At 48.9% G+C, this 21,505-nt stretch carries 14 protein-coding genes; 11 read left to right on the forward strand and 3 right to left on the reverse strand.

What is annotated here, in order from left to right; genetic code table 11:
• Positions 1-255 precede the first annotated feature (255 nt).
• Positions 256-684, forward strand: coding sequence for an HD domain-containing protein (locus SYN6312_RS04335; RefSeq protein WP_015123644.1), 429 nt, complete (start codon positions 256-258; stop codon positions 682-684).
• A gap of 46 nt (positions 685-730) precedes the next feature.
• On the opposite strand, the gene SYN6312_RS04340 is transcribed toward SYN6312_RS04335, so the two are convergent.
• Positions 731-1,306: a hypothetical protein gene (locus SYN6312_RS04340; RefSeq protein WP_015123645.1), complete on the reverse strand. Its 576-nt coding sequence runs from the start codon at positions 1,304-1,306 to the stop codon at positions 731-733.
• A 54-nt stretch (positions 1,307-1,360) separates the two neighbouring features.
• Complete coding sequence (locus SYN6312_RS04345) at positions 1,361-1,834, reverse strand: Holliday junction DNA helicase (protein WP_041430587.1); 474 nt, start codon at positions 1,832-1,834, stop codon at positions 1,361-1,363.
• Positions 1,835-2,490: 656 nt separating this feature from the next.
• On the opposite strand from SYN6312_RS04345, the gene SYN6312_RS04355 reads away from it, so the two are divergent.
• The gene (locus tag SYN6312_RS04355) at positions 2,491-4,524 is read left to right on the forward strand and encodes a hypothetical protein (RefSeq protein WP_015123648.1); all 2,034 of its coding nucleotides are present in this window, start codon (positions 2,491-2,493) and stop codon (positions 4,522-4,524) included.
• 908 nt (positions 4,525-5,432) lie between these two features.
• A complete protein-coding gene (locus SYN6312_RS18185) occupies positions 5,433-5,720 on the forward strand; it encodes a hypothetical protein (protein WP_253276375.1) in 288 nt (95 codons plus the stop codon).
• Between the two features lie 858 nt (positions 5,721-6,578).
• On the opposite strand, the gene SYN6312_RS19675 is transcribed toward SYN6312_RS18185, so the two are convergent.
• Entirely contained in the window at positions 6,579-6,737 is a 159-nt protein-coding gene (locus SYN6312_RS19675; protein ID WP_015123652.1) for a hypothetical protein, read from the reverse strand.
• 233 nt (positions 6,738-6,970) lie between these two features.
• Between SYN6312_RS19675 and SYN6312_RS18190 the strand changes: the two genes are divergently transcribed.
• From SYN6312_RS18190 to SYN6312_RS04410, 8 genes are all read left to right on the forward strand, one after another.
• Positions 6,971-7,768 (forward strand): DUF1819 family protein, encoded by a 798-nt coding sequence (locus tag SYN6312_RS18190; RefSeq protein WP_015123653.1) that lies wholly within the window; start codon positions 6,971-6,973, stop codon positions 7,766-7,768.
• The gene (locus SYN6312_RS04380) at positions 7,749-8,348 is read left to right on the forward strand and encodes a BREX protein BrxB domain-containing protein (RefSeq protein ID WP_015123654.1); all 600 of its coding nucleotides are present in this window, start codon (positions 7,749-7,751) and stop codon (positions 8,346-8,348) included. The genes SYN6312_RS18190 and SYN6312_RS04380 overlap by 20 nt, the downstream gene beginning before the upstream one ends.
• Positions 8,349-8,364: 16 nt before the next feature.
• Positions 8,365-12,030 carry a BREX system P-loop protein BrxC gene (gene brxC, locus SYN6312_RS04385; protein ID WP_015123655.1) on the forward strand — a complete coding sequence of 1,222 codons (3,666 nt, stop codon included), beginning with the start codon at positions 8,365-8,367 and terminating at the stop codon, positions 12,028-12,030.
• A gap of 3 nt (positions 12,031-12,033) precedes the next feature.
• Positions 12,034-12,852 carry a HEPN domain-containing protein gene (locus SYN6312_RS04390; RefSeq protein WP_015123656.1) on the forward strand — a complete coding sequence of 273 codons (819 nt, stop codon included), beginning with the start codon at positions 12,034-12,036 and terminating at the stop codon, positions 12,850-12,852.
• Position 12,853: 1 nt separating this feature from the next.
• Positions 12,854-16,828 (forward strand): BREX-1 system adenine-specific DNA-methyltransferase PglX, encoded by a 3,975-nt coding sequence (gene pglX / locus SYN6312_RS04395; RefSeq protein WP_015123657.1) that lies wholly within the window; start codon positions 12,854-12,856, stop codon positions 16,826-16,828.
• An 87-nt stretch (positions 16,829-16,915) separates the two neighbouring features.
• Complete coding sequence (locus tag SYN6312_RS04400; RefSeq protein WP_015123658.1) at positions 16,916-18,022, forward strand: helix-turn-helix domain-containing protein; 1,107 nt, start codon at positions 16,916-16,918, stop codon at positions 18,020-18,022.
• Entirely contained in the window at positions 18,019-18,909 is an 891-nt protein-coding gene (locus SYN6312_RS04405) for a hypothetical protein (protein WP_015123659.1), read from the forward strand. The genes SYN6312_RS04400 and SYN6312_RS04405 overlap by 4 nt, the downstream gene beginning before the upstream one ends.
• On the forward strand, positions 18,909-21,500 hold the full coding sequence (locus SYN6312_RS04410; RefSeq protein WP_015123660.1) for a PglZ domain-containing protein: 2,592 nt from the start codon (positions 18,909-18,911) through the stop codon (positions 21,498-21,500). The genes SYN6312_RS04405 and SYN6312_RS04410 overlap by 1 nt, the downstream gene beginning before the upstream one ends.
• The last annotated feature ends 5 nt before the right edge of the window (positions 21,501-21,505 follow it).

The raw sequence follows: 21,505 nt of genomic DNA on the forward strand, positions 1-21,505 counted from the left end.
GGGAAGTAAAACAACGCCTCGATATTTGTCCATGCTCAGATCGATTGTCTAGAAAATCTGTGAGTGAATGATAATTCATTAAAATTACCAATATCTGCTTCTTTAACATTAATTTATGAGAAATAATTTTCACTAATCTTTGATAAAAACTTGGATGAAGTTGTAACTCAACTAGAATCTGTGGCCACTCCATCTGGGTAATTACCCACTTCCAGGCCTGGTTAGGATAGAAATGCAGCTTAGAACACCGGAACAATGCCCACTCTCAGCAAAGCGATTGAGATTGCCACCCAGGCCCACCACGGGCAAGTAGATAAAGCGGGCAAACCCTATATTTCCCACCCCTTAGCAGTCATGGGCCTGGTCGAGGGAGAGTCTGAAAAGATTGTGGCTGTTCTACATGATGTTGTAGAAGATACCCCGATCAGCTTGAATGACTTAGCGGCTGAGGGCTTTAGTGCAGAGTGTTTAGCGGCGGTTGATGCCATCACCAAGCGAGATGGTGAACCCCTGGACGATTACCTAGAACGGGTGAAATCTAACCCCATTGCCATCAGGGTCAAACTGGCAGACTTAAGTCACAACATGGATTTGCGCCGGATTGCAGAACCCACAGCGAAGGACTATGCCCGGATTGAACGGTACAAACAAACCTATGAAACACTCCAAGCCATATCTGGGTAATTTCCCACTTAACCTAGGCCTGGACTTAATCAACCTTGTAAAGTGTCTAGCCCACTACAGAAGTTCCAGGTTTTAGGGTGACAAGCTCTGTGTTATCGGCTACAACCACATCAAACCCACGCCGTCTGAGGATAGCTGCTGCCTTGTGTAAATCCTCATACTCCAGGCCTGCAGCTTTGCGTTCTCCCTCAACCGCCCTGTCAATAACCATACTCAACTGGTTAATGTTACCCACATGGAGAAAAAGTTGTTTAACGGTTTCTTGCAACTGTTCCGGGTCAACTAACTCAGGATGATTGGATTGAACTTGTTGGGCTTTATCCTCAATGATTCCCAGTAAACATTGAGCGACCCGCCTGGCCTGGCGATGGGATTCAAAATGCTCAACGCTTAACTCAGCCCGACTCATGGCTAACTTAGACTCAACCCTCTTATCGGTTTGTGTCCTGAGATTGTCCTGAAACTGTTGCCGTTGTCCCGGCCAATCATCTTTGGCACTCCATTCACTTAATGTCTTAAACGATACGCCCGACTCAACTGCCAACGCCCGTAATCCAATCTTGGAGTCATGCACATAGCGGTTACGGCATTGCTCTTTTGACCAAGGAGTTTGATTCGACATAATTTTCACCTCGCTAACTTGAATTTACCAAAACAGTCTTGAATACCTGGCGAATTATCCAGATAGTTGCCCAACTAAAACACGCCGCCCATATTCCAAAATGCACAAGCTATCGGCCAGGCCATCATGCGGTTTTCTGCACCTGGGGCCTGGGAGTAATGACACTTGCGGAAACATCCTCCGGCAATAATCAATCGCTGCATCCTTATCCTTGGCTGTACCCGCTAAAACGGTTTTCTTCCAGGCCTGGGGAGTTACCAACTCAGTCGGAATGGATAGAGCTGCGGCAATGCCCAGAATGGCTCCATAGCCTTGCCCAAATTTAAATGTGCTGCTTACTCCCTGGCCTGGCATACTATGAACTTTCTCGATCACTAACAGGCCTGGGGATGCTGACTTAAGCCAATCTGCCAAGGTAGCCAAGTCTAAATCTTTCCCGCCAATGGGCAATGGTTTGGCTGTTACTTCCCCATCTTGGAGAATGGCCATTGCCCCACTTAAGCCAGGGTCAACTGCACAGATGTTCATTTTTTGCCACCCATCTATCTGTTGTCACATCTAGCCATTCAGAGAATGAACCATCCAGGCATACCTGAACCTGTTCGCGTGTAAGGTCGCACTGGACTATCAGGCAAGTTTGATGGGAGGGCTGCCCTAAACGCATGAAACCCCCACGGAGTGCCATCTGTGAGGGCTTCAAAAATCTTTGCCAAAGGCGGCAAAAACCTCATGTACAAAAGAGTTTAACCGCCTTTGGCTCCAAGTAAAAATTACAAGGAGCAAAAAACTATGCATCTAACAAAAACCAAGTCCTATCTGGCAAATCGGGGTCTAACCTCTGAAGACTGTGAGTTACTCGGAATCCGTCACCTGTCCTACGATGAAGCTACAAGCAAGGCTTACGGCTTTGGTAAAGTGGCTGCCAGTCCCGATGGAGTTCTTTTTTCCCCTTTTCTAAAGGGGGAACGCTCGGAATTGCCCGGAACTGGTATGACTCTAAAGAATCTGAGCAGGCACACCTAACCAAGATCAATGAACATCGGGCATCTAAAGACCTTCCACCTCTCACTCACACTGGTAAGTACATTCTGCCTTTACGTGATAAGGCAAAGGGTCTGGTCTATGACCCCACAACAGTTTTAGACCCTGACACTGAGCAGCCTGTCATTCTAGGCACTGAGGACGTGATTGGTGCGGCAAAGGCAGCACTTCGGGGGATTCGGGTTGTCTCAACATTTGGTGTTTGGCTAGGAACGAAGGCAGATATTGAGGCCGGCCAAAAAACGGGTTTTAAGCACCCACTCGCAGGTAAATTCCAAGAGTACCTAACCGACTCTGACGGTATTGAAAAGCCCTCTGTTGCTGCTGCTCTGGTTCGTACAGGTATTTTACTCAAGGTGAGGATTGGTGGCTTTCCTTCTACCAGTAAAGAAAAAGTCGGATTTGATGAGTGGTTGGATCAGAATCCTCTTGCCACGGCAGAAGCCCTAGCTGCTCTTGTTTCTGAGAATGCAATGGGGGTGTTTGAATGGCTGGCTACCTTGCTCCCTAATCATGTGGACTGGCTGAAAGAGCGGGGTCATATTGATACCGAAGCAACGAAAATTGCTGGCATCGTCAAGGAAGCAATTCTCTCTGAACTGTTGAAGCACTTTAGCGTTGCTGATCTTCGGAACAACGGTTTTTATGACAAGGTGCTCAAGCCAACTGGGACAGACTTGAGCGCACTGAAAAAGTACCAATCCCAGGCCGGGCAACAGAAGAAGGAGTCATCTGTCGCTGAGTTGGTGGTAAACCTGTGCAAGAAGGAGTGCTACTTGTTCCATGACTCTGTAAAGGTAGCCTATGTCGATGTGATTGTGGAGGATTGCCGTCACACCTACCCTTTGCGCTCGCCTGAATTTAAGCGATGGGTCGCTCGGCGGATATACGAAATGAGTGGTAAATGCCTCAACTCTGACGGCTTTACCGCTGCCCGCACCACGTTGGAAGCCTTGGCGAACCATGAAGGGCCTGAGATTAAAGTCTGGCTCCGAGTTGCCGAGCATGAAGGCAAAATCTATTTGGACTTGGGCAATGATAAATGGCAAGCCGTGGAGATTGATGCTCAAGGCTGGCGCATTGTGGATCGTCCTCCTGTGCGTTTTTGGCGGCCATCCTCCATGCTGCCATTACCCATTCCTGTCGAAGGTGGCGACCTCAATGACTTCAAAACCCTAATGGGCTTAGATGCTCAGACTCCCGAGGCTAAAAGGACTTGGCTCATGATCGTTACCTTCTGGATTTACTGTTTGACCCCATTTGGCGACTATCCAGTGTTGCTGTTGGTAGCGTGTCGGGGTAGTGGGAAAACAACCCTGGCAGAGTTTCTGAAAAGCACCATTGACCCTTCCAAAGCTTCCCTGATTCATATTTCTGGGGATGCTCATAAGGTTGGGATCACAGGGTCTCGGCGGTGGCTCATGGGCTACGATAACGTCTCCTTTATCTCTGAAGCAGAGTCGGACATCGTCTGCCGGGTTGCGACAGGCTTTGGACACGTAACCCGTACCTTATTCGAGACGGACGGCGAAACTAACTTCGAGTTTTCCAGGCCCCAAATCATTACCGCTATTGATCATGTGGTCACCCGTGATGACCTTGCAGACCGTCTCTTGATGGTGCAGTTGCCAGAGATTGACAAGTCCAAGCGACTGACCAAGCAGCAGCTTAAAGCCAAGCTAGAAGCCATGCAGCCTGCAATTCTAGGCGCATTGCTTACCCTTCCCTCTCAATCCTTAGCGATTCGGGAAACGTTGCCTGATAAGGACTTACCCCGACTGGCTGATTACGGCAAGCTGGCCATGGCAGCAGAACAGGCACTAGGGATTAACCCTGCTAAAGATGAGGGTTTCTTGGAAGTGTTTGAGAAAAACCGTGAACTCTCTCGGCAAGTAGTCTTAGAGGCTTCGCCCCTGGCAGAGGCAATTTCGCTGATGGTTGCGGATCAGGGCAACTTCAAGGGAACGGCCACTGAACTTTTGAGGCAGTTGGAAAACTACGTTGAGGATTCAGTTGTCAGGTCACGGGTCTGGCCCAAGGCGACAAACTCTCTATCCCGCCAACTGAATCGCCTCAAGCCTGACTTGGCTGCTGTTGGCATTTTGATTTCTGCCGAACGGGGAGCTGGAACTGGGACTCGTTTGATTGAAATCAAGGTGCGCCTCAACGAGTTCTAGCACCCTCTTTCAGCATCCCTAACCAGAAAGTTTGATGAAAGTATCGTCACAATCGTCACATCTTCTATCTCTGTTGGGAGAATCCCTGCTTGGTAAGGATTGTGGCTGTGACGATATTTCAAAGAGTATCGTCACGTCATCGTCACAAACTGCTCAAGTATCGTCACGGATTATGAGTATCGTCACAAATATCGTCACAGCTACAAGTGCCTCCAGACAAGGCTTTTAGGCATTCTGTGACGGTTGTGACGATTGTGACGATATTTTTCCCTTCTATCTGTTCCGCCAATTCTAAAGGTTGTTCTGGAGGTCTTTATGGAAAATCTTCATCTTGTTGGTTCTATGGTTTACGGAAAGTTAGGGGTAGCTTATCGGGTTGTAGATGTGAGCAAAGGCTCCATTACCGTAGAGAACCACAATGGTATTTTGTTTGATGTCAATCCTTCTGCAATCTGTAGGTGGGAGACTTCCGAGGAAGTGGCAATGTCTCAGATGCCAGGCTCAAAGAGGCTCTTTCGGCCAAGAGCCAGTTACACCGAGGGACAGAGAGTGGAGGTGTGGATAACATCAAAAAGACGCTGGCTTCCTGACTATTACTATTGCAAACCCCATGAAACACCTCTACTTCATTGGGTGCGGACTGAGGATGCACCGGCTGAAACCAGTGTTGTTGAAGACACCTGCTTGAGACCGTATGGTTCCATGCTCTTTCCGCCTATGCGAAAGCAGGTGAAACTAACTTAAATAGTTCCTGGGGTTTAGTTCCCACTAAGGGATGTGGTCACACTTAGTTTGCTGTTGTTACTAGGATTAACTCTAAATGGGGGGCGAAGAAGGGGACTTAGATGGTGTGCTAAGAGCTGAAACAGATGCAGGTGCCTAAATCTCAGCAGTGTGAGTCTTGTCAGATGAACGCCCACAGCCAGTATTTGGTCTGTGCTATTCATCCCTGTGGGCCGAGCAGTGATGCCTGCCCAGATTATGCCCCGGAGCCAGGTTATGACACCGATCTATGGGAACCTGTTGGGGCTGCCTACTACAACGGGGAGTTGGTTGTCACTCGCCGTGTCGTGTCCGCTGAAAACCGCCTCCACTTATTAGAGTCACATCCATTATTTCGGGCTGTTGTCCCAGATGTGATGACGTTTTCCCCCTGCATCTTCGCCTCCAGCTCACTGGGATTGCCCGAAGTGTGAGTGGATGAATGATTCTGTCTAGGGGGGCTTCTTTTCTGAATTGCGGGCGACAGCAATAGCCTCACCTTGTTACCCATAGACCGTAGATGGTGCTTGCGGGTCTGGCTATTACTGCTGCTGCGGTTAGTCCATGCTCCGTTAGGTAGCGCCGGAGTTACCGAGAAGTCTGGAGGTCGTGCATAACACCCATACTTTATGAAGTGAATGTTCGTAGTTTCGCCCTTCCTTGCCTTGGTAAGCAGCTACCTCTGACTTGAAGTTGTCGTAGTCTGTCCTGCTTCCTTCCACAATACTCACCGACCCGATTGAATCTGGAAACCGCTGCTTTAGGTTCTCCAAATGCTTATGAACCCTGGCCCGGATCATGATCCGAGCCAAGGTTAACGGGCTGGTAATACTCTCCCTCGCCCTGACGGGCGCAGACTGCGCTAAAAAATCCATACTTCGTAAAAATCCACATGGCTTGCCTCCTTTTTGACTTCGTAAGTCCTGCCCTGCCACTGCCGAGATTTGCTGTCCCGCTGAGTCCCATCCTCCCCTATAGACAGATGAATCGCCCCTAAACTGCCCGCATCTAGATTAGTCTATGGTTTTCTGTACTGTTCTCGATGTCCATTCTTGTCAATCTCAAGTGCTTCTGTTTCTTTCCACTGCTTGACAGGAGATAGTGGGGGAACTTCCCTAAAAGGTGACACTGTAGCTGATAGATTCAGGATATTAGCGACTAGCTCTGCCATGACTTTGCAGCAGCTATCGGATTGATCCATGACTTCACCTCTGCCCAGACAATAGACGCACGCCTCAGTCCTCGAAGAAATAGATCTCAGGCTGTCTTTATTCCTTGCCCTACTCGCTATACTAAGCCCACTTGCCAATGACGACTCCGACGGTGCCATCTTCAAGGGTTTCTTCGGTTTCTAGATCAAAGCCGAGGGTCTCAACTTGTTGGAGATAGAGAGTGAGAGTGAAACACCAAAAGCTGGCATACTTTCTCTGTGCCCCCTTAAGCACTACCATTGTATTCTCAATGCTTTCGGAGATAGGATTGCCAAAAAAACAAGTATTGATGATTACAAAAAAACGAGTTACTCCTTTAATTTTGGTTGAAATTAAGTAACGTTACAACATAAAATAACAAACGAATGAGAGAAATTTTAAAATCAATTTATATGAAAATTCTTCTATCATCAGGTCGCTCTGATATCAGTGATTGCGATGTTCATGAAATTGAGAATACTGGATTATAGAAAATGACTTTCAATCATCAGTATCAACCCAAGGCTCAATATTCCTCAAGAATTATTAAAGCTGGTGCATTAGTGGCAGACACTAAAAAACTCCTTTGTAGTTGGAATTTATCTGTCTCGACAGCCGAGAATATAAAACAATTCCATCGAGAGAACATATTTGGAAAATCCTCTCGCTCTCGGGTGGCTGACATACTAGCAATTTTTAGGCAGCGATATCTTTCAAATGAGTCTGTCACTAAAGCATTAATATTATTTGCAAGAAGTAAGTTTTCAACTAGTTCACTTATTCCTTTGTTGTATTTCCATTCATCACTTGCCGATAGATTACTTTTTGATGTTGCAACAAATATTATATTTCCAATGTATAAAAGAGGTTTAGTAGATATAAATCGACGAGAATTTCAATATTCCTTAACGAAAATGGTTAAGGAAGGAAAGATGGCGAGCCTCTGGTCTGAAAATACATTTAACCGTCTTTCAAGTGGGTTGCTCTCAACGCTCCGAGATTTTGGAGTGCTTCAAGGATGCGTTAACAAGAAAATTTCTCCTGCCTACTTGCCAATAGAGTCCTTTGCATATATTATTTTCTACCTAAAGCAGAGTCAAGCATCTGGAGTAAAACTTCTAGAGCTCGCCGATTGGAGGCTTTTCCTATTGTTCCAAGATGATGTCGAGAGACTCCTCTTTGAATGTCACCAGAGGAAAATGCTGGAGTATCATGTTGCTGGAAGTGTCACCCGGTTAACATTCCCTGCGAAAACACTTGAAGAGTATGCGGATGTCCTCGCTCAAAGATAGCATTGCTCCTCTCGAAAGCGACTTTAAGTCTGATCCCCCGCGTATCAATGTTTACCATGATCTCCCATTTGCGATCTTTAGATACAACCCAACCGACGAATGGGAGCTTCGTCGGGAAATTAAGTTGCTAGCCACTCGCCTTGAAGCATTTGGCAAGACAGTCCACACAATCTCGATGTCTGAATTGTTCTGGACTGCGATGGAAAGGGTTAATCAGAAAGATGAAGACGAGGGTTTGGATGCGATCTTCAGCTTAGAAAAAGATCGGGGATACGTTGAGGCTCAACAGCAGGTCACAACATACCTCTCAAACAAAGTCTGGATACCGCTCTGGGACTTATTGGCTGAACAGCTTACACCCATCAACCCTGATAACTCTGTGGTCTTTCTCACTCGCATTGCAGTCATGTCCCCAGGTATTTTCCATATGTCAACGCTGCTCGATAAAATGCATGGCAAGACCAGAGTTCCAACCATCCTGTTCTACCCTGGCTCCATTGACGGCACAACGGGGCTTCGGTTTATGGAACTGAAAGATCATGATGCATTAGGTAACTACCGGGTAAAAATATACGGCTGAGATAAGGAATAGTTTTATGAAAACCATTGGCGACCTGCTGACTCGCGACCTCACCCGTAAGATCGAGGAAATCATTCAAGTCGATCAGGCGGATGAGCAATCCGTTTACGCTGAAATCTCTGAGTATGTCGCCACTGATAGTATTCGTGAGCAATACCACGACTTACTCAAAGCTATGGCGGAGGCTCCGTCTGAACCACACGAAAGTATTGGCGTTTGGATATCTGGCTTCTTTGGTTCTGGTAAGAGTTCATTCGCTAAAAACCTAGGCTATGCTCTGCAAAACCGTAGTGTTATGAGTCGGAGCTTTGCTGATTTCTTTAAACAGCAGATTGACGACAATCGAATAAGCGACCTTCTTGATCTCATCAACGTTAAGACACCCACTGAAGTCATTTTGTTTGAGGTAGCGAAAGAGGTTGATACGCGCAAGGTCACACAGCGGATTGCCGAGTTGATTTACACAGTTCTACTGCGAGAGCTTAGCTACGCGGAAGATTTCGATGTAGCTGAATTGGAAATAGAGCTTGAGGCTGAGGGAAAGCTTGATCAATTCATTGAAATTTGCAAGTTGGAATTGAAAAAGGACTGGGAAACAGTGCGTGCCGGTGCACAGAAAATTTCTCGTGCTAGTTTAATCTTGCACAATCTTGACCCGAAGACATATCCTTCGGCCGACTCTTGGGCACACTCTCAACGTAATCGGGATGCTTCAATCTCTGTCAGCAAGGTTGTGGAGCGAACCTTCGATCTGTGGGGACGTCGTCGCCCTGGGAAGGGACTGGTATTCATCATTGACGAAGTGGGTCAGCACGTTGCCCGTAGCGGCGACAAGATCGAAGACCTCCGGGCAACCATCGAAGAGTTCGGCAAGGCTAGCAAGAACTTGCTCAAGGCCCGCAAGATCACGGCTCCTTGCTGGATCGTTGTCACATCTCAAGAAAAGCTCGATGAAGTCGTTGCTGCCATCGACTCCAAACGGGTCGAATTGGCCAAGCTGCAAGATCGTTTCCGTTACCGGGTAGACCTCGCGCCGTCTGACATTCGGGAAGTTGCTACCAAGCGTGTGTTGGCCAAGAAGGCAGAAGCCGAAACCCCACTCAAGGAGTTGTTCAAGAAGAATGAAGGCCAGCTAAACACTGCATTGCGGTTGGAACGTACCACCCGCCGTACCGACATCAGCGAGAGCGACTTCATTCACTTCTATCCCTATCCGCCGCACTACATCGACCTGTGCATTGGCATCATGTCGGGCATACGGCTTCAACCAGGTGCGCCTCGTCATTACGGGGGCAGCAACCGCACCATCATCAAGCAGGCTTATGAGATGCTTGTTTCGGAACGCACAGCTTTTGCCAATAAGCTCATTGGGGCAATGGTGACGCTGGATAAAGTATTCGAACTGGTAGAAGGCAACCTCTCAAACGAGAAACGCACCGACATCCATCAGATTGCTGAACGATTCAAGAATGAGCCTGAAGACCATGGCTGGGCGCTCCGGGTTTCCAAGGCGATCTGCTTGTTGGAGTTCATTCGCGATCTCCCACGCACCGAAGCTAATCTCGCCGCCGTGCTGGTGGATGAAGTCGGTAAGGCTACGCCACTCGCTGAGGTTAAAGCTGCGGTACAACGGTTGGAAGCCGCCAAGTTTATTCGCAATACCGAAGAAGGCTGGAAGCTTCAAACAGCCCAAGAAAAGAACTGGACAAACGAACGCAGCGGTTACCTTGATCCCAAGCCCCGAGAACGGAACGAACTCACCCGTGCCGCCCTTCAGCAAATCTTCAATGAGCCAGATTTTAAGACCTACCGCTACCAGAACCGCTCTTTTCGCATTGGTATCAGTATTGATGGCAGTAGCATCGGAGATGAAGGGGAATTGCTGCTGAGCTTATGTGTTTCCGACGATGCCGACGAACTCACCAATCGCATTGAGCAGATTCGTACCGAAAGCCAGCAGAAGTTACACGAGAACGATTTGTACTGGCTGTTTTGCCTCACACCTGAAATTGATGATCTGGTTGCCCAGCTTCATGCATCACGAAAGATGGTAGACAAGTACAACCAGTTGAGTGCTCAACAAAAGATCAGCCCCGATGAGGCAACCTGCCTGCAAGATGAAAAGAACTCTAAGGTCATCTACGAAAACCGCCTGCGAGACAAGCTTACTCAGGGCATGGAGCGAGGCACTGGCATGTTCCGAGGCGTACAGAATGATGCATCAGCATTGGGCAAATCACTAGGTGAAATCCTTAAGAAGCTCTTTGGGCAGATTGTGCCGGATTTATATCCCAAGCTACAAATGGGTTCTTCCTCACTCAAGGGCGATGAAGCTGAACAAATCCTCAAGACTGCTGATCTAAAGGTGCTACCTAAGGTCTTCTACGAAGGAGAACAGGGGCTGGCTCTGGTGGTGAAGGATGGGGCTAAACTTGTCATCCACACCAATGCCGAAGTGTCCAAAGAAGTACTGGACTACCTCAAGAGCGAACATAGCTACGGCAACAAAGACACGCGCATGGGCAAGGCCCTGGAAAAACGCTTTGGCGGCACGCCTTATGGTTGGGAACGTGACATGCTGCGGTTGGTCCTCGCCACGCTGTTCCGAGCAGGCGAAATTGAAGTCACTTACCAAGGCAACCGCTACCACAATTACCAAGACCCAACTTCTCGCACACCTTTTACTAACAACCCGGCATTCCGCACCTCGCTATTTTCGCCTCGGCAATCGGTTGGTCTAAAGACACTCACACAAGCCGTCCAAAAACTAGAAGACCTAACTGGGGAAGAAGTTGATGTCGAAGAAGGAGCCATCGCCACGGCGTTTAAGAAGGTTGCTGCCGATGAGCTTGAAAAGCTCCACCCGCTCAAGGCTACTGCCCAGGCTCATCAGTTGCCGATACTAACAATGCTCTCCGAGTACCAGCAAACCTTAGTGGGCATTCAGTCTTCGACATCCGACGATTGTGTTCGCATCCTTACCGAAAATGGAGAAGATTTTGGAGAAACACGGGACAAAGTTCGCAAGTTGCGAGAATCGTTTGGTACTGAGACTATTGACCTTCTTCGACAAGCTCGACAAGCCACTGAACAAGTCTGGCAGTCCTTATTGACTTACGCTCCTTCCCCGGAACTGGAAACTACGGTTGCAGAACTAAAAACGCTGCTGACCTCTGAGCAGTTTATCGACTCATGGGATGAGATCGCAGCCAGTACAGAAATGGTGTTGGATGCCTATCGCACCACCTATTGCGAACTATTTGAGCGCCGCAAAAAATCCTACGAATCAGCCATTGACGAGATTCAGAACCGATCCGAATGGGCTCCCCTAAAAGTTAATAACCCCGGTATGGCCTCGTCGCTCCTGTCGCAGATGCAAGCACGGGTGGGCTCCGATGAGGACAAAGAAGCCGTCGAGCAAGGGCATTCACTTGGTAAAGCCAGCCTGTCCCAAATGGAGTCAGACCTCGCCGCTGTTGATGGGTTGAAATCATCGGTACTAGTCAAGTTGCAGGAACTCTCCATTGGCAGCGATAAGAAAGCCCCCGTGCGAAAGGTGCGGGTATCGGAATTCTTTAATCGGCCCATTCAGACTCAGGATGATCTGAAAACAGCAATAAAACTAATTGAAGAAACACTTCAAAAGTGCATCGACGAAGGTGCCATCATCATTTTGGAGTGAACGATGCTCAGTCCTCGTCAAATCTTTGAAGACAACATCCGTCCAGCGGACTTACTACTAAAGGTCTATCGGTTGCTGGAACACGATGCACCTAACACCGAGGAAGGGATGGTTCGGACACTCCGTGATCTGGTCCATGCTGAACATGATGAAGGACTGATGGTTATCTACAACGAAGTCTTTTTGGGGCTGATTCGGGAACGGGCTGAAGTTCCACCAGCTTCTATCAAGCGAAGTGCTTTATGCAACCTGCTGCGTCAATCAGTGGTCACAGCAAGCACTGCCTTGGAGACGTACTTGCCGATCCTCTTGCGGGACAATCTGCCGGAGGTAATTCGGTTACGGGGCAAGGATTTCGTGCCCAAGAATGATGAAGAAATCAAGAATCAATTCAAGAGCCTCACGTTCGATCTGGGTGATGCGGTTCGGATACTAGCAGACCCAGACCCACTGTTCGTTGCTAACAAGATGATTAGGAGCCTCAACTTCTCCTACCTCAGTGGCAAGCGGGGTATTCACGTCACGGGAGCGTTGTTAGCCCTCGACAACCCCTGGAGATTAATCGCCATGCAACTAGGTCGCGATGAGAGCGAAATCAAGAAGTTCCTTGACTCCACGGTAAAACGCCGGAACGACATCGTACATCGGGCTGACCGCTCACAGGATGATCCCAGTGGCTGTGCCCAAGAAATCAGGTATCCGTGGGCCAAGCAAGCAGTTGAAACGATTCGGGTTGTGTGTCTTGCGCTCGATGATTTAGTGACGAGTCGACTTAAGGAGCTTCAATCTCAAGCAGCGGTGGTGCCGCAGGGAGTGAACTGACATGGATCAGGAGATTCGCAATAAGCTTCGTAATGTTGTAACGAAGTGCCGAAAGCTGCTCGAAGACTCCATTTCACAGGAGCTTGAGGGTAAGTACAACATCTTCGCTAGGAAGGAGAAGGTGACTGCCGACCCAGATGCTCCCATGAATCACTTGATGGAAGAGGATCGGGCGGCGCGCAGGGATATTCTCGATCACTTTGCCCACATTAAGGCCCGTGGGTTTAAGCCCAAAGATGCCCTTGACCAGTTGATTCGGGAAATTGCCTTCACGCATCTCAATCGGCTTTGTGCCTACAAGATGATGGAGGCGCGTGAGGTCTACGTTGGTGGACAGAAATTTCGGGAAGCGGTCAGTCGGGGGGTGAACTCTAATGGTGTGAAGTTCTATCTGGCCGAGCATGAGGAGGACGAACGACTCTTTAACACCGGCCATCAAGATATTGCTTATCGGCACTTCTTGGACTGGCTGGGTGGGGCACTATCCGAAGAGATCGGTGTGTTGTTCAATCCCAACGATCCGGCCAATCGCCTCTACCCTCGGCAGAAGACGCTCGATGAAGTTCTCGATTTGCTCAACGGCGGCGGGATCAAGACCGAGGAAACAGAACTCCGGGAGCAATGGCCACAGATTTGGTCGCAGGACGAAACTATTGGCTGGGTCTACCAGTATTTCACGCCTAAAGAACTCCGGGACAAGGCTCGTAAGGAAAGTCAAGCTCCCCGTAACTCCTACGAACTGGCCTTTCGCAACCAGTTCTTCACGCCTCGCTATGTGGTCGAGTTCCTCACCGACAACACACTGGGCCGCATTTGGTATGAAATGCGGAAGGGAGACACCACGATTAAAGACCAGTGCCGGTATATGGTTCGCCGCCCTACCGAAATTTTTCTGAAGGAAGGCGAGCAGTCGCCCAATAATGCAGCCGAAGGAAAGGATGATCTTTCCCAGGAAGAACTGCTCAAGCTTCCAGTTCACATTCCGCACCGCCCGAAGAAAGACCCACGGGAACTCAAGATTCTCGACCCAGCCTGTGGTAGTGGTCACTTCTTGCTGTACTGCTTCGACCTGTTGCTCACGATTTACGAGGAAGCTTATTCCGACCCCGACCTCGGCCCAGCGCTCAAAAAGGACTACCCAACGCTCGATGCCCTCAAGCGAGATGTTCCCCGGCTGATCCTCGCCTACAATCTGCACGGCATTGATATTGACTTACGGGCCAGCCAAATTGCGGCCCTCGCCTTGTGGCTGCGTTGCCAGCGGGCCTATCAAGAGATGGGGCTGAAGAAGGATCGCCCTAAGATCACCCGGTCGAACTTTGTTTGTGCCGAACCAATGCCGGGTGAAGAGCCGATGCGCAAGGAGTTCGTTGACCAGCTTGAGCCAAAAGTCCTCGGCCAGGTGGTGGAGGTCGTCTTTGACAAGATGAAGCTGGCGGGGGAAGCTGGTTCGCTGCTCAAAATCGAGGAGGAGATTCGGGATGCCGTGGCCGCTGCCAAGAAGCAGTATGTCAGAGAGACGACCCAAGCCACGGATCGCAAAGGCCAGCCACTTCTGTTTACTCAGGTGGCAATGGATCGCATCACCGGGAAGCCCGATCAACCCTCCCTCTTTGATCTCTCCGACATCACGGACAACCAGTTCTTCGAGCAGGCGGAAGGGCGAGTGATCGAAGCACTGCGTTTCTATGCGGAGAAGGCTCAGAATGGTCAACGTCTGCAACGGCGGCTTTTTACCGAAGACGCTGTTCGAGGGTTTTCCTTCGTAGACCTTTGCCGAAACCGTTATGACGTAGTGCTGATGAATCCGCCATTTGGAGAATGCTCTCAACTTACCGCTTCTATCCTTGCTTCATATTACCCGGACTGGAACACCAACCTGCTGTGCGCATTTGTTGCTCGTGCATGGGCAATCACGTGCGGCAACGGATCGGTTGGGGTAATTTATGACAGAACCGCCGCCATTAAAAGCACCTATGAAGATTTTCGCCGGTGTTCACTCTTGCCCGATAATCGCCTTTTGGCAGTTGCTGATCTTGGCTGGGGCGTGCTAGATGCGAATGTGGAAGTCACGACCGCTGTACTGCATCGTTCCACGTCCGATCCATCGTGTTTTGTTGACGCAAGGGCCGTAGGTGTTGAGGAGAAAGGCGGCTTCATTGAGCAGTCTCTTAAGTCAGCCAGCGATGTCCCCACTTCTACATGGGTTCGACCCAAGACCTTCCTGCACTTGCCTAATGCCGTGTTGGCTTATGATTTCCCTGAATATCTACGCCGGGCCTTTACGGCATATTCATCATTGGAGAAATCGGGAATCACTGCAGCTCAAGGACACGCACTGAAATCAGAAGTCCACTACCGAGCGTTCTGGGAGGTCAGTCCTCTTGAGCCAATTGGCCCAAACCGTCGATGGATCGGTGCATTTAAGGGCGGTGATTACAGCCCATTCTTCCTGAAGACGCATCACATTGCGCTATACGGGCGAGACGGATCGCTAGTACCGAAAAGCACTGCAAATGTCTTGCGCAACAAATCGTTGCACACACTGCCCGGAATCGCTTATGGCAAGCGAGGAGAATACCTCGACTCGCAAGTGTTGCTGGCTGGACAAATCTTTACACACGAAGGACATGCCTTCCCTAATCTGGGACGCCATGTTGCATGGGCTGCGCTCTGCCTGATGAACTCCCGGCTATTTCAGCATGGGGTCAATTGCTATTGTGGACAGCACAAGCACTCAGGTTATGTGAATCTCTTTCCATTCGCTCCGGCCTTGCTCAAGTCTGGCGATGAACTGTCGCACCTTGCGAAGCGAATTTACAGCCTGAAAGAAATGTGGGCTAGAGGAGACGAGACGCACTTTCTCTTCGTCGCGCCGCACGTCATGCTTTGTGAGCGAACCGACTCTTTCGCCAAGTCAGTCAACAGCATCTTCAATCAATTGGAGGCGTGGGACACAGAGATTCAGGCTGCAGATGCTCGGATAGAAGAGATCGTCTCAGACGCCTACAAGGTCACAGATTCTGACGTGCGAGAACTTGTAGCACGAACGGCAAATCGCCCGGTGGATAGGACTGCTTATGACACGTCGATCAGGTCACTGAAAGAGATGGGCATGAGGTTGTCCCTTGAGATGACTTCCTATTGCGTTGGAATCGTGTATGGGAGATGGGATGTCCGTTTCGCCATTGGTAGTAAAGTCGCTTGCGTTCCTGAGCCATTTGGGGAGCTTCCTCAACATCCGTTAGCAACGCTTTTGGAAGTGAACGAAGTAGGAACAGGTGGCGACTATCCAATTGCTGTGTGTACCAGCGGCATTCTTGTAGACGACCCAGAATCTGACAACGACATCGTGACCGCTATCCAGCGGTGCCTAGACGTACTCTTCGATAAAGGGTCAGAAAACGCACTGGAAGAGATGACGCAGCGATTGGGGACTGACAGCCTCAGAGACTACTTGCGAAAAGCGCCCACGGGTGGATTCTGGCAGGCTCATGTAGACACATATTCACAAAGTAGCCGCAAGGCGCCGATCTACTGGCTACTGCAATCCTCGAAGAAGAACTACGCCATTTGGCTCTACTACCACCGGCTCGACAAAGACCTGCTGTTCAAGGCGCTGGTGAACTACGTCGAGCCGAAGATTCGCTTGGAAACCAGCCGCCTCGAATCGCTCCAGTCCCAGAAGGCCGCAGCGGGTGACAGCGGCAAAGAGGCCAAGCGACTTGCGAAAGAAGTCGAAAAGCAGGAAGACTTCCTCTCCGAACTGCAAGACTTCGAGGACAAACTACGGAGGGCGGCGAACCTGCATCTCGAACCTGACCTCAACGATGGCGTCGTCCTGAACATTGCCCCACTTCACGAACTTGTGCCGTGGAAAGAAGCCAAGAAATACTGGGATGAATTAATGGCAGGCAAATACGAGTGGTCATCCATCGGCAAGCAACTGCGGGAAAAAGGATTAGTGGAAGGCTAGAGCCTTTGGGCAGGTTTCTCAGAGCTATAGCCGTCAAGTTGTTGCTGGACTTTCCTAAAATATGCTATTTTCCTGATCAGGAAAGTTATGAAAAATAGGAAACCACCCTCTAAGAATGAAGTCATACGCTGGCTGAAAGACGACCAGCTTAGCCTACCCCCGCTTAGTTTTAAACTTCGGGAAGTGAAGCCAACATACTTGAGCGGTCAGGGGTGGGACTTTGAGATTGAGACTCGATGGGATGATCAAATTGTCAGCTTCGCTGTAGGGTACAAGCCCCTGTTCACTCCCAAGGCTTTTTACGCAGCCCTTATTCTATGCCGCATCGGTATGTCAAAGCTTCCCAAAAATTGCTATCCGCTTGTCATGCTGCCTTTCTTAAGCGCATCACACCTTGAGGAACTAGAAGCCAGTGGAATCAGTGGTGTGGATTGGTGCGGGAACGGCGTGGTGATCGTGCCGAACAAATTCTGCGTCTTTCGCAGCGGTGCCTCGAATCAGTTTGCCACCTCGTCACCAATCAAAAACATCTACCGTAAGAACACATCAATGGTGGCCCGAGTGTTTTTGGTGCTGCCTAAATTTAACGATCTCAATGCTATCGAGGCTGAAGTAAATCGTCGTGATGTTTTAGCTCAGTTTGCCGGGAAAACCCCAGTGAGGATGGGAACCATTTCCAAAGCCCTCAAACAACTTGAAGAGGACTTGATCATTGAGCGCGGACAAAATACCCGACTCCTTCAAGCCGATAAGTTACTTGACCTGCTCCAACAAAACTACGAACCGCCAAAATCTCAGCCGATACGCCTCAAGGTTGACTGTGCATTTGACCAGTTACCGCAATTAATCAGTGCAAAAGTCGAAATGAAAGCAGGGCCATGGGTCGCGACTGGTCTGTCGTCAGTCTCCCGCTATGCGTCAATGCAGCGAGAGGAAATCCTGAGCCTTTACTGTCCAGACGCAAGGCGTATCCAATCCCTCTTGAATGGTCGAGAAACTGACCGCTTTCCCAACGTGAAGCTCATTGAAACCACTGATCAACCACTGTACTTCGATGCCCGTCCAAAGGATGGATTCTATTGGGCATCACCTGTGCAAACTTGGTTGGAATTGATGCATGGGGACAAACGGGATCGCGAGACTGCCGATCAAGTTAGAAGTTACATTCTCCGCCATACCCGGGAGAGTCAATGATGAACACAATGCCCACTCTTCACACGGCGCTGCTTGATCTGCTCTTTGAGATACGGAACGAGAACCTATCGCTTATTATCGGGGGTGGCTATGGGATTTACTTAAAACAGCAACACATCCGAAAACTTGGAATGCGAACACTGTTAACAGAGTGGCCCGAAGCGCGTTCCACTAACGACCTTGATCTCTTCCTGCGCCCTGAGTTACTCATTGACTCTGCAAAGTTGAAGCCTTTGTCGAAGACGCTTCGCCGTTTGGGATATCAGGTCATTCCAGGAGCAGAAAAATACCAGTTTGCAAGGCCTGGCCCGGATGGTGGCCCAGAGGGAAGTCTAAAAATCGACCTACTGACTGGGCCACAAAGCCGATTTCAGAATACTACTGTGCAGGTGAATAACCGTCGGGTACGCCCGAATCCGTCAATCGATCTCCATGCCCATCCGGTCGATGAAGCCTTCACACTAGAGGATGATCTGTTGCCGATCACGATTGATGGAACAACCAGCAACGGTTCACCATTTGAAGCGGAAGTCTACCTCCCGCATCCGTTGACCTTCACTATGATGAAACTGTTTGCCTTTCGGGATCGGATTGACGACATGAATAAAGAGTTCGGCAGCTACCATGCACTGGATATCTATACGATCCTGGCACTGACTAGCGAGGAGGAATGGCTTCGCGCCTGCCAACTCCGAGAACTACATCAAAATAATGGGTATATCTTGGAAGCGGCTCAAATTACGAAGCAATATTTCTCAACGTTGAGCAGTAAAGGAATGCTCCGTATGCGTGAAAGCCCATACTGTCGCCCAGAACTCCAACTCAACGACTTCTGCAACGTACTGTGTGAGCTTTTTCCAGAGCACTTAATGGTGGAGGCTCGTTAATGGTGGGAGTTGTCAGTGACTATCTGGTGCAATTGATCACCAAGCAGGTTGATGAAAAGGGTCTAGTTGTCTGGTATGACCCGGAGCAAGCTTATGAATCGGTTGCGGTAGAACTCTCACTCCCCAATACCACTGTGGCTCTCTTCGAGGGTAGCTTCTTCAAATTACGCGAGGACATTGATCACTTGCTCAACGATAACCATCCCCCACGTCTGGTCGTGTATGTGCCAATGGATCGAATGGAGACACATCATGCATTGATTGAACTTGATTGTGCTGGTGTCATTATGCAACCCAAACAACAACCTCCATCATGCAATACCCGTTTGTCAGTCGTGGCCCGAAACGCTCTGAAGCCTATTCTGGGAGATGAACAGGTTTCTGAAATCGAACACCAAGTGGAGGCAGGAAAGCTATCCTTAGATGATCTCAACTCCTTAGCAGATAAAGGTAAGGATATTTCAACGGGTATCCTAACCCTGATTTTCGGTACAGCAAACCCCCAAGAAGTAGCTTTAGACTTTTTGCATAGTGATCGGCATGATAACAATGTGGTCAAGAAAGCTGCTGAACAGGAATTACAACATCTCTTTCAAGTTAGTTTTGACGTTGAATTATCTGCTAGTCAGTCCTTAGCAAGTTGGCGAAAAAAGTTGGGACAATATATATTGTTGACTGATTTGTTTGCCAGCCTCAAGCAATTACCCTCATCTCTTGCTTCAGTTCCCATTGCCAATACGAAAAGCAGCATCGATGCTTGTGTACGGTTGACACAAACATGGCGGAACAGCCGAAACATGCGAGACAGCTATGTCACTGTATCTAAGCAGATTGAGAAGGAGCTAGCCCTCAATCAACTACAACTTCCAGTCGAGTCTCTCCAGGAAAATGAAACCTTCTTGTGTGTTGAACTTGCATTGCTGGAGTATGTCGAAAGTGAATTGATCAAGGCTGCAAATTTAGCTTTAGTCGAACTTGCCAAGTATCGACTATCCAGTTTCTGGTCTAACGTGATACCCGAGATTCAAGCTCGGTGGGCACTTATCTTATCTGCGGCTGAAGTCTTAATTGAAGCTGATCGGGTGGGTCGGGCTATTAAGAAAGCGCCAAGTTCGGTTTTGGATCTAGTTAAATCCTACTCTGATGACGATGAACCTTGGTGTGCATTAGATACCCACCATCGACACATGGAGAGTCGGAAGTATAACTTTGAGTTTGCCGGTAGCAACGATCACGAGTGTTTAGAAAAGCTGCTCATTAGGGCAGAACAACGTTACACCGAAGTTGGCTCAGAATTAGCTAAACACTTTATCACCCACTACCAACAAGCAGAACATCCCATCAAAGGATTATTGCAGCAGAGAGAAGTTTTTAAGAAAAGAGTCAAACCTCATCTTAGTGATGGCAAGGTAGCCTACCTATGGGTTGATGCATTGCGTTTCGAGATGGCCAGTGAGCTATGTCGAGTACTTAAAGAAGACTTCACTTTCGAGATCCAGCCAGCCATTGCTATGATGCCAACCATCACCGAGATTGGAATGGCAGCTTTATTACCAAATGCTGATGAATCAGCCAAAGTCGTATCAGTGGGAGGGGGCAAGCTTGGGCTGGAGATCGCAGGCAAAGTAATTAAAGATCGCAAGGATCGAATCAAATTTCTAAGAGAGCAAGCTGGTGTATCCGTCTTCGATGCCAAGCTAGATGATCTTCTTCCTAAACCGACTAAGAAAGTGAGAGACAGTATTCAAAATGCCGAATTGATCCTGATAACCTCTCAGGAAATTGATGAACTGGGCGAGCAGGACAACATCTCACAAGCTCGTCTTCAAATTGATGGTGTGTTAAGCCAACTGCGTCGGGGAATACGGTTGCTAGCCGACCTCGGCATAAAAACCATTGTGCTCACAGCAGATCACGGACACATATTTGCGGATGAACTTGGGGAAGATATGAAAATCGAGGCTCCAGGGGGCGAAGTAAAAGACCTCCACCGCCGAGTGTGGGTTGGGCTGGGAGGGACATCAGAGCTCTCCTATCTTCGGACTTCTTTAGCCTCTCTGGGAGTAGACAGCGAATTCGACATCGCAACTCCGTGGACATTTGCTTGTTTCAAGTCAAAAGGAGGCGGGCGGGCCTATTTCCACGGCGGGTTATCTCCCCAAGAACTGATTGTTCCTGTTGTGGTTCTGAATTCGATAGTAAAACCCCAACTCCAATCAACAGGCGTGCAGTGGATACTAACCCCCGGTACACCAAAGTTAACGACACGATTTTTCTCCGTTCAGATATCTGGGATACAGAGTGAGCTAAGTTTGTTTGGATTTACCCCACCCAACGTAAAGCTTGAATTACGTGCCAATAAGAAATGTGTCTCATGCCCTGTTAGTGCCTCCTATGGATTTGAAGATGCCACAGGCGAAGTGAAGCTAAAGATTGCAGATCATGACAACAAACAAATTGAGCCGAATACAATCACACTAATGTTATTGGAAGAGATTTCTCAGAAGACAGTAGGGGTCTACTTGCTAGATGCTACATCAGGAGTAGAATTGGCAGAACCCCTGACGATAGACGTTGCTATTTCAATGTGAGGATA

The organism is Synechococcus sp. PCC 6312, from assembly GCF_000316685.1.
Classification (GTDB): Bacteria; Cyanobacteriota; Cyanobacteriia; order Thermosynechococcales; family Thermosynechococcaceae; genus Pseudocalidococcus.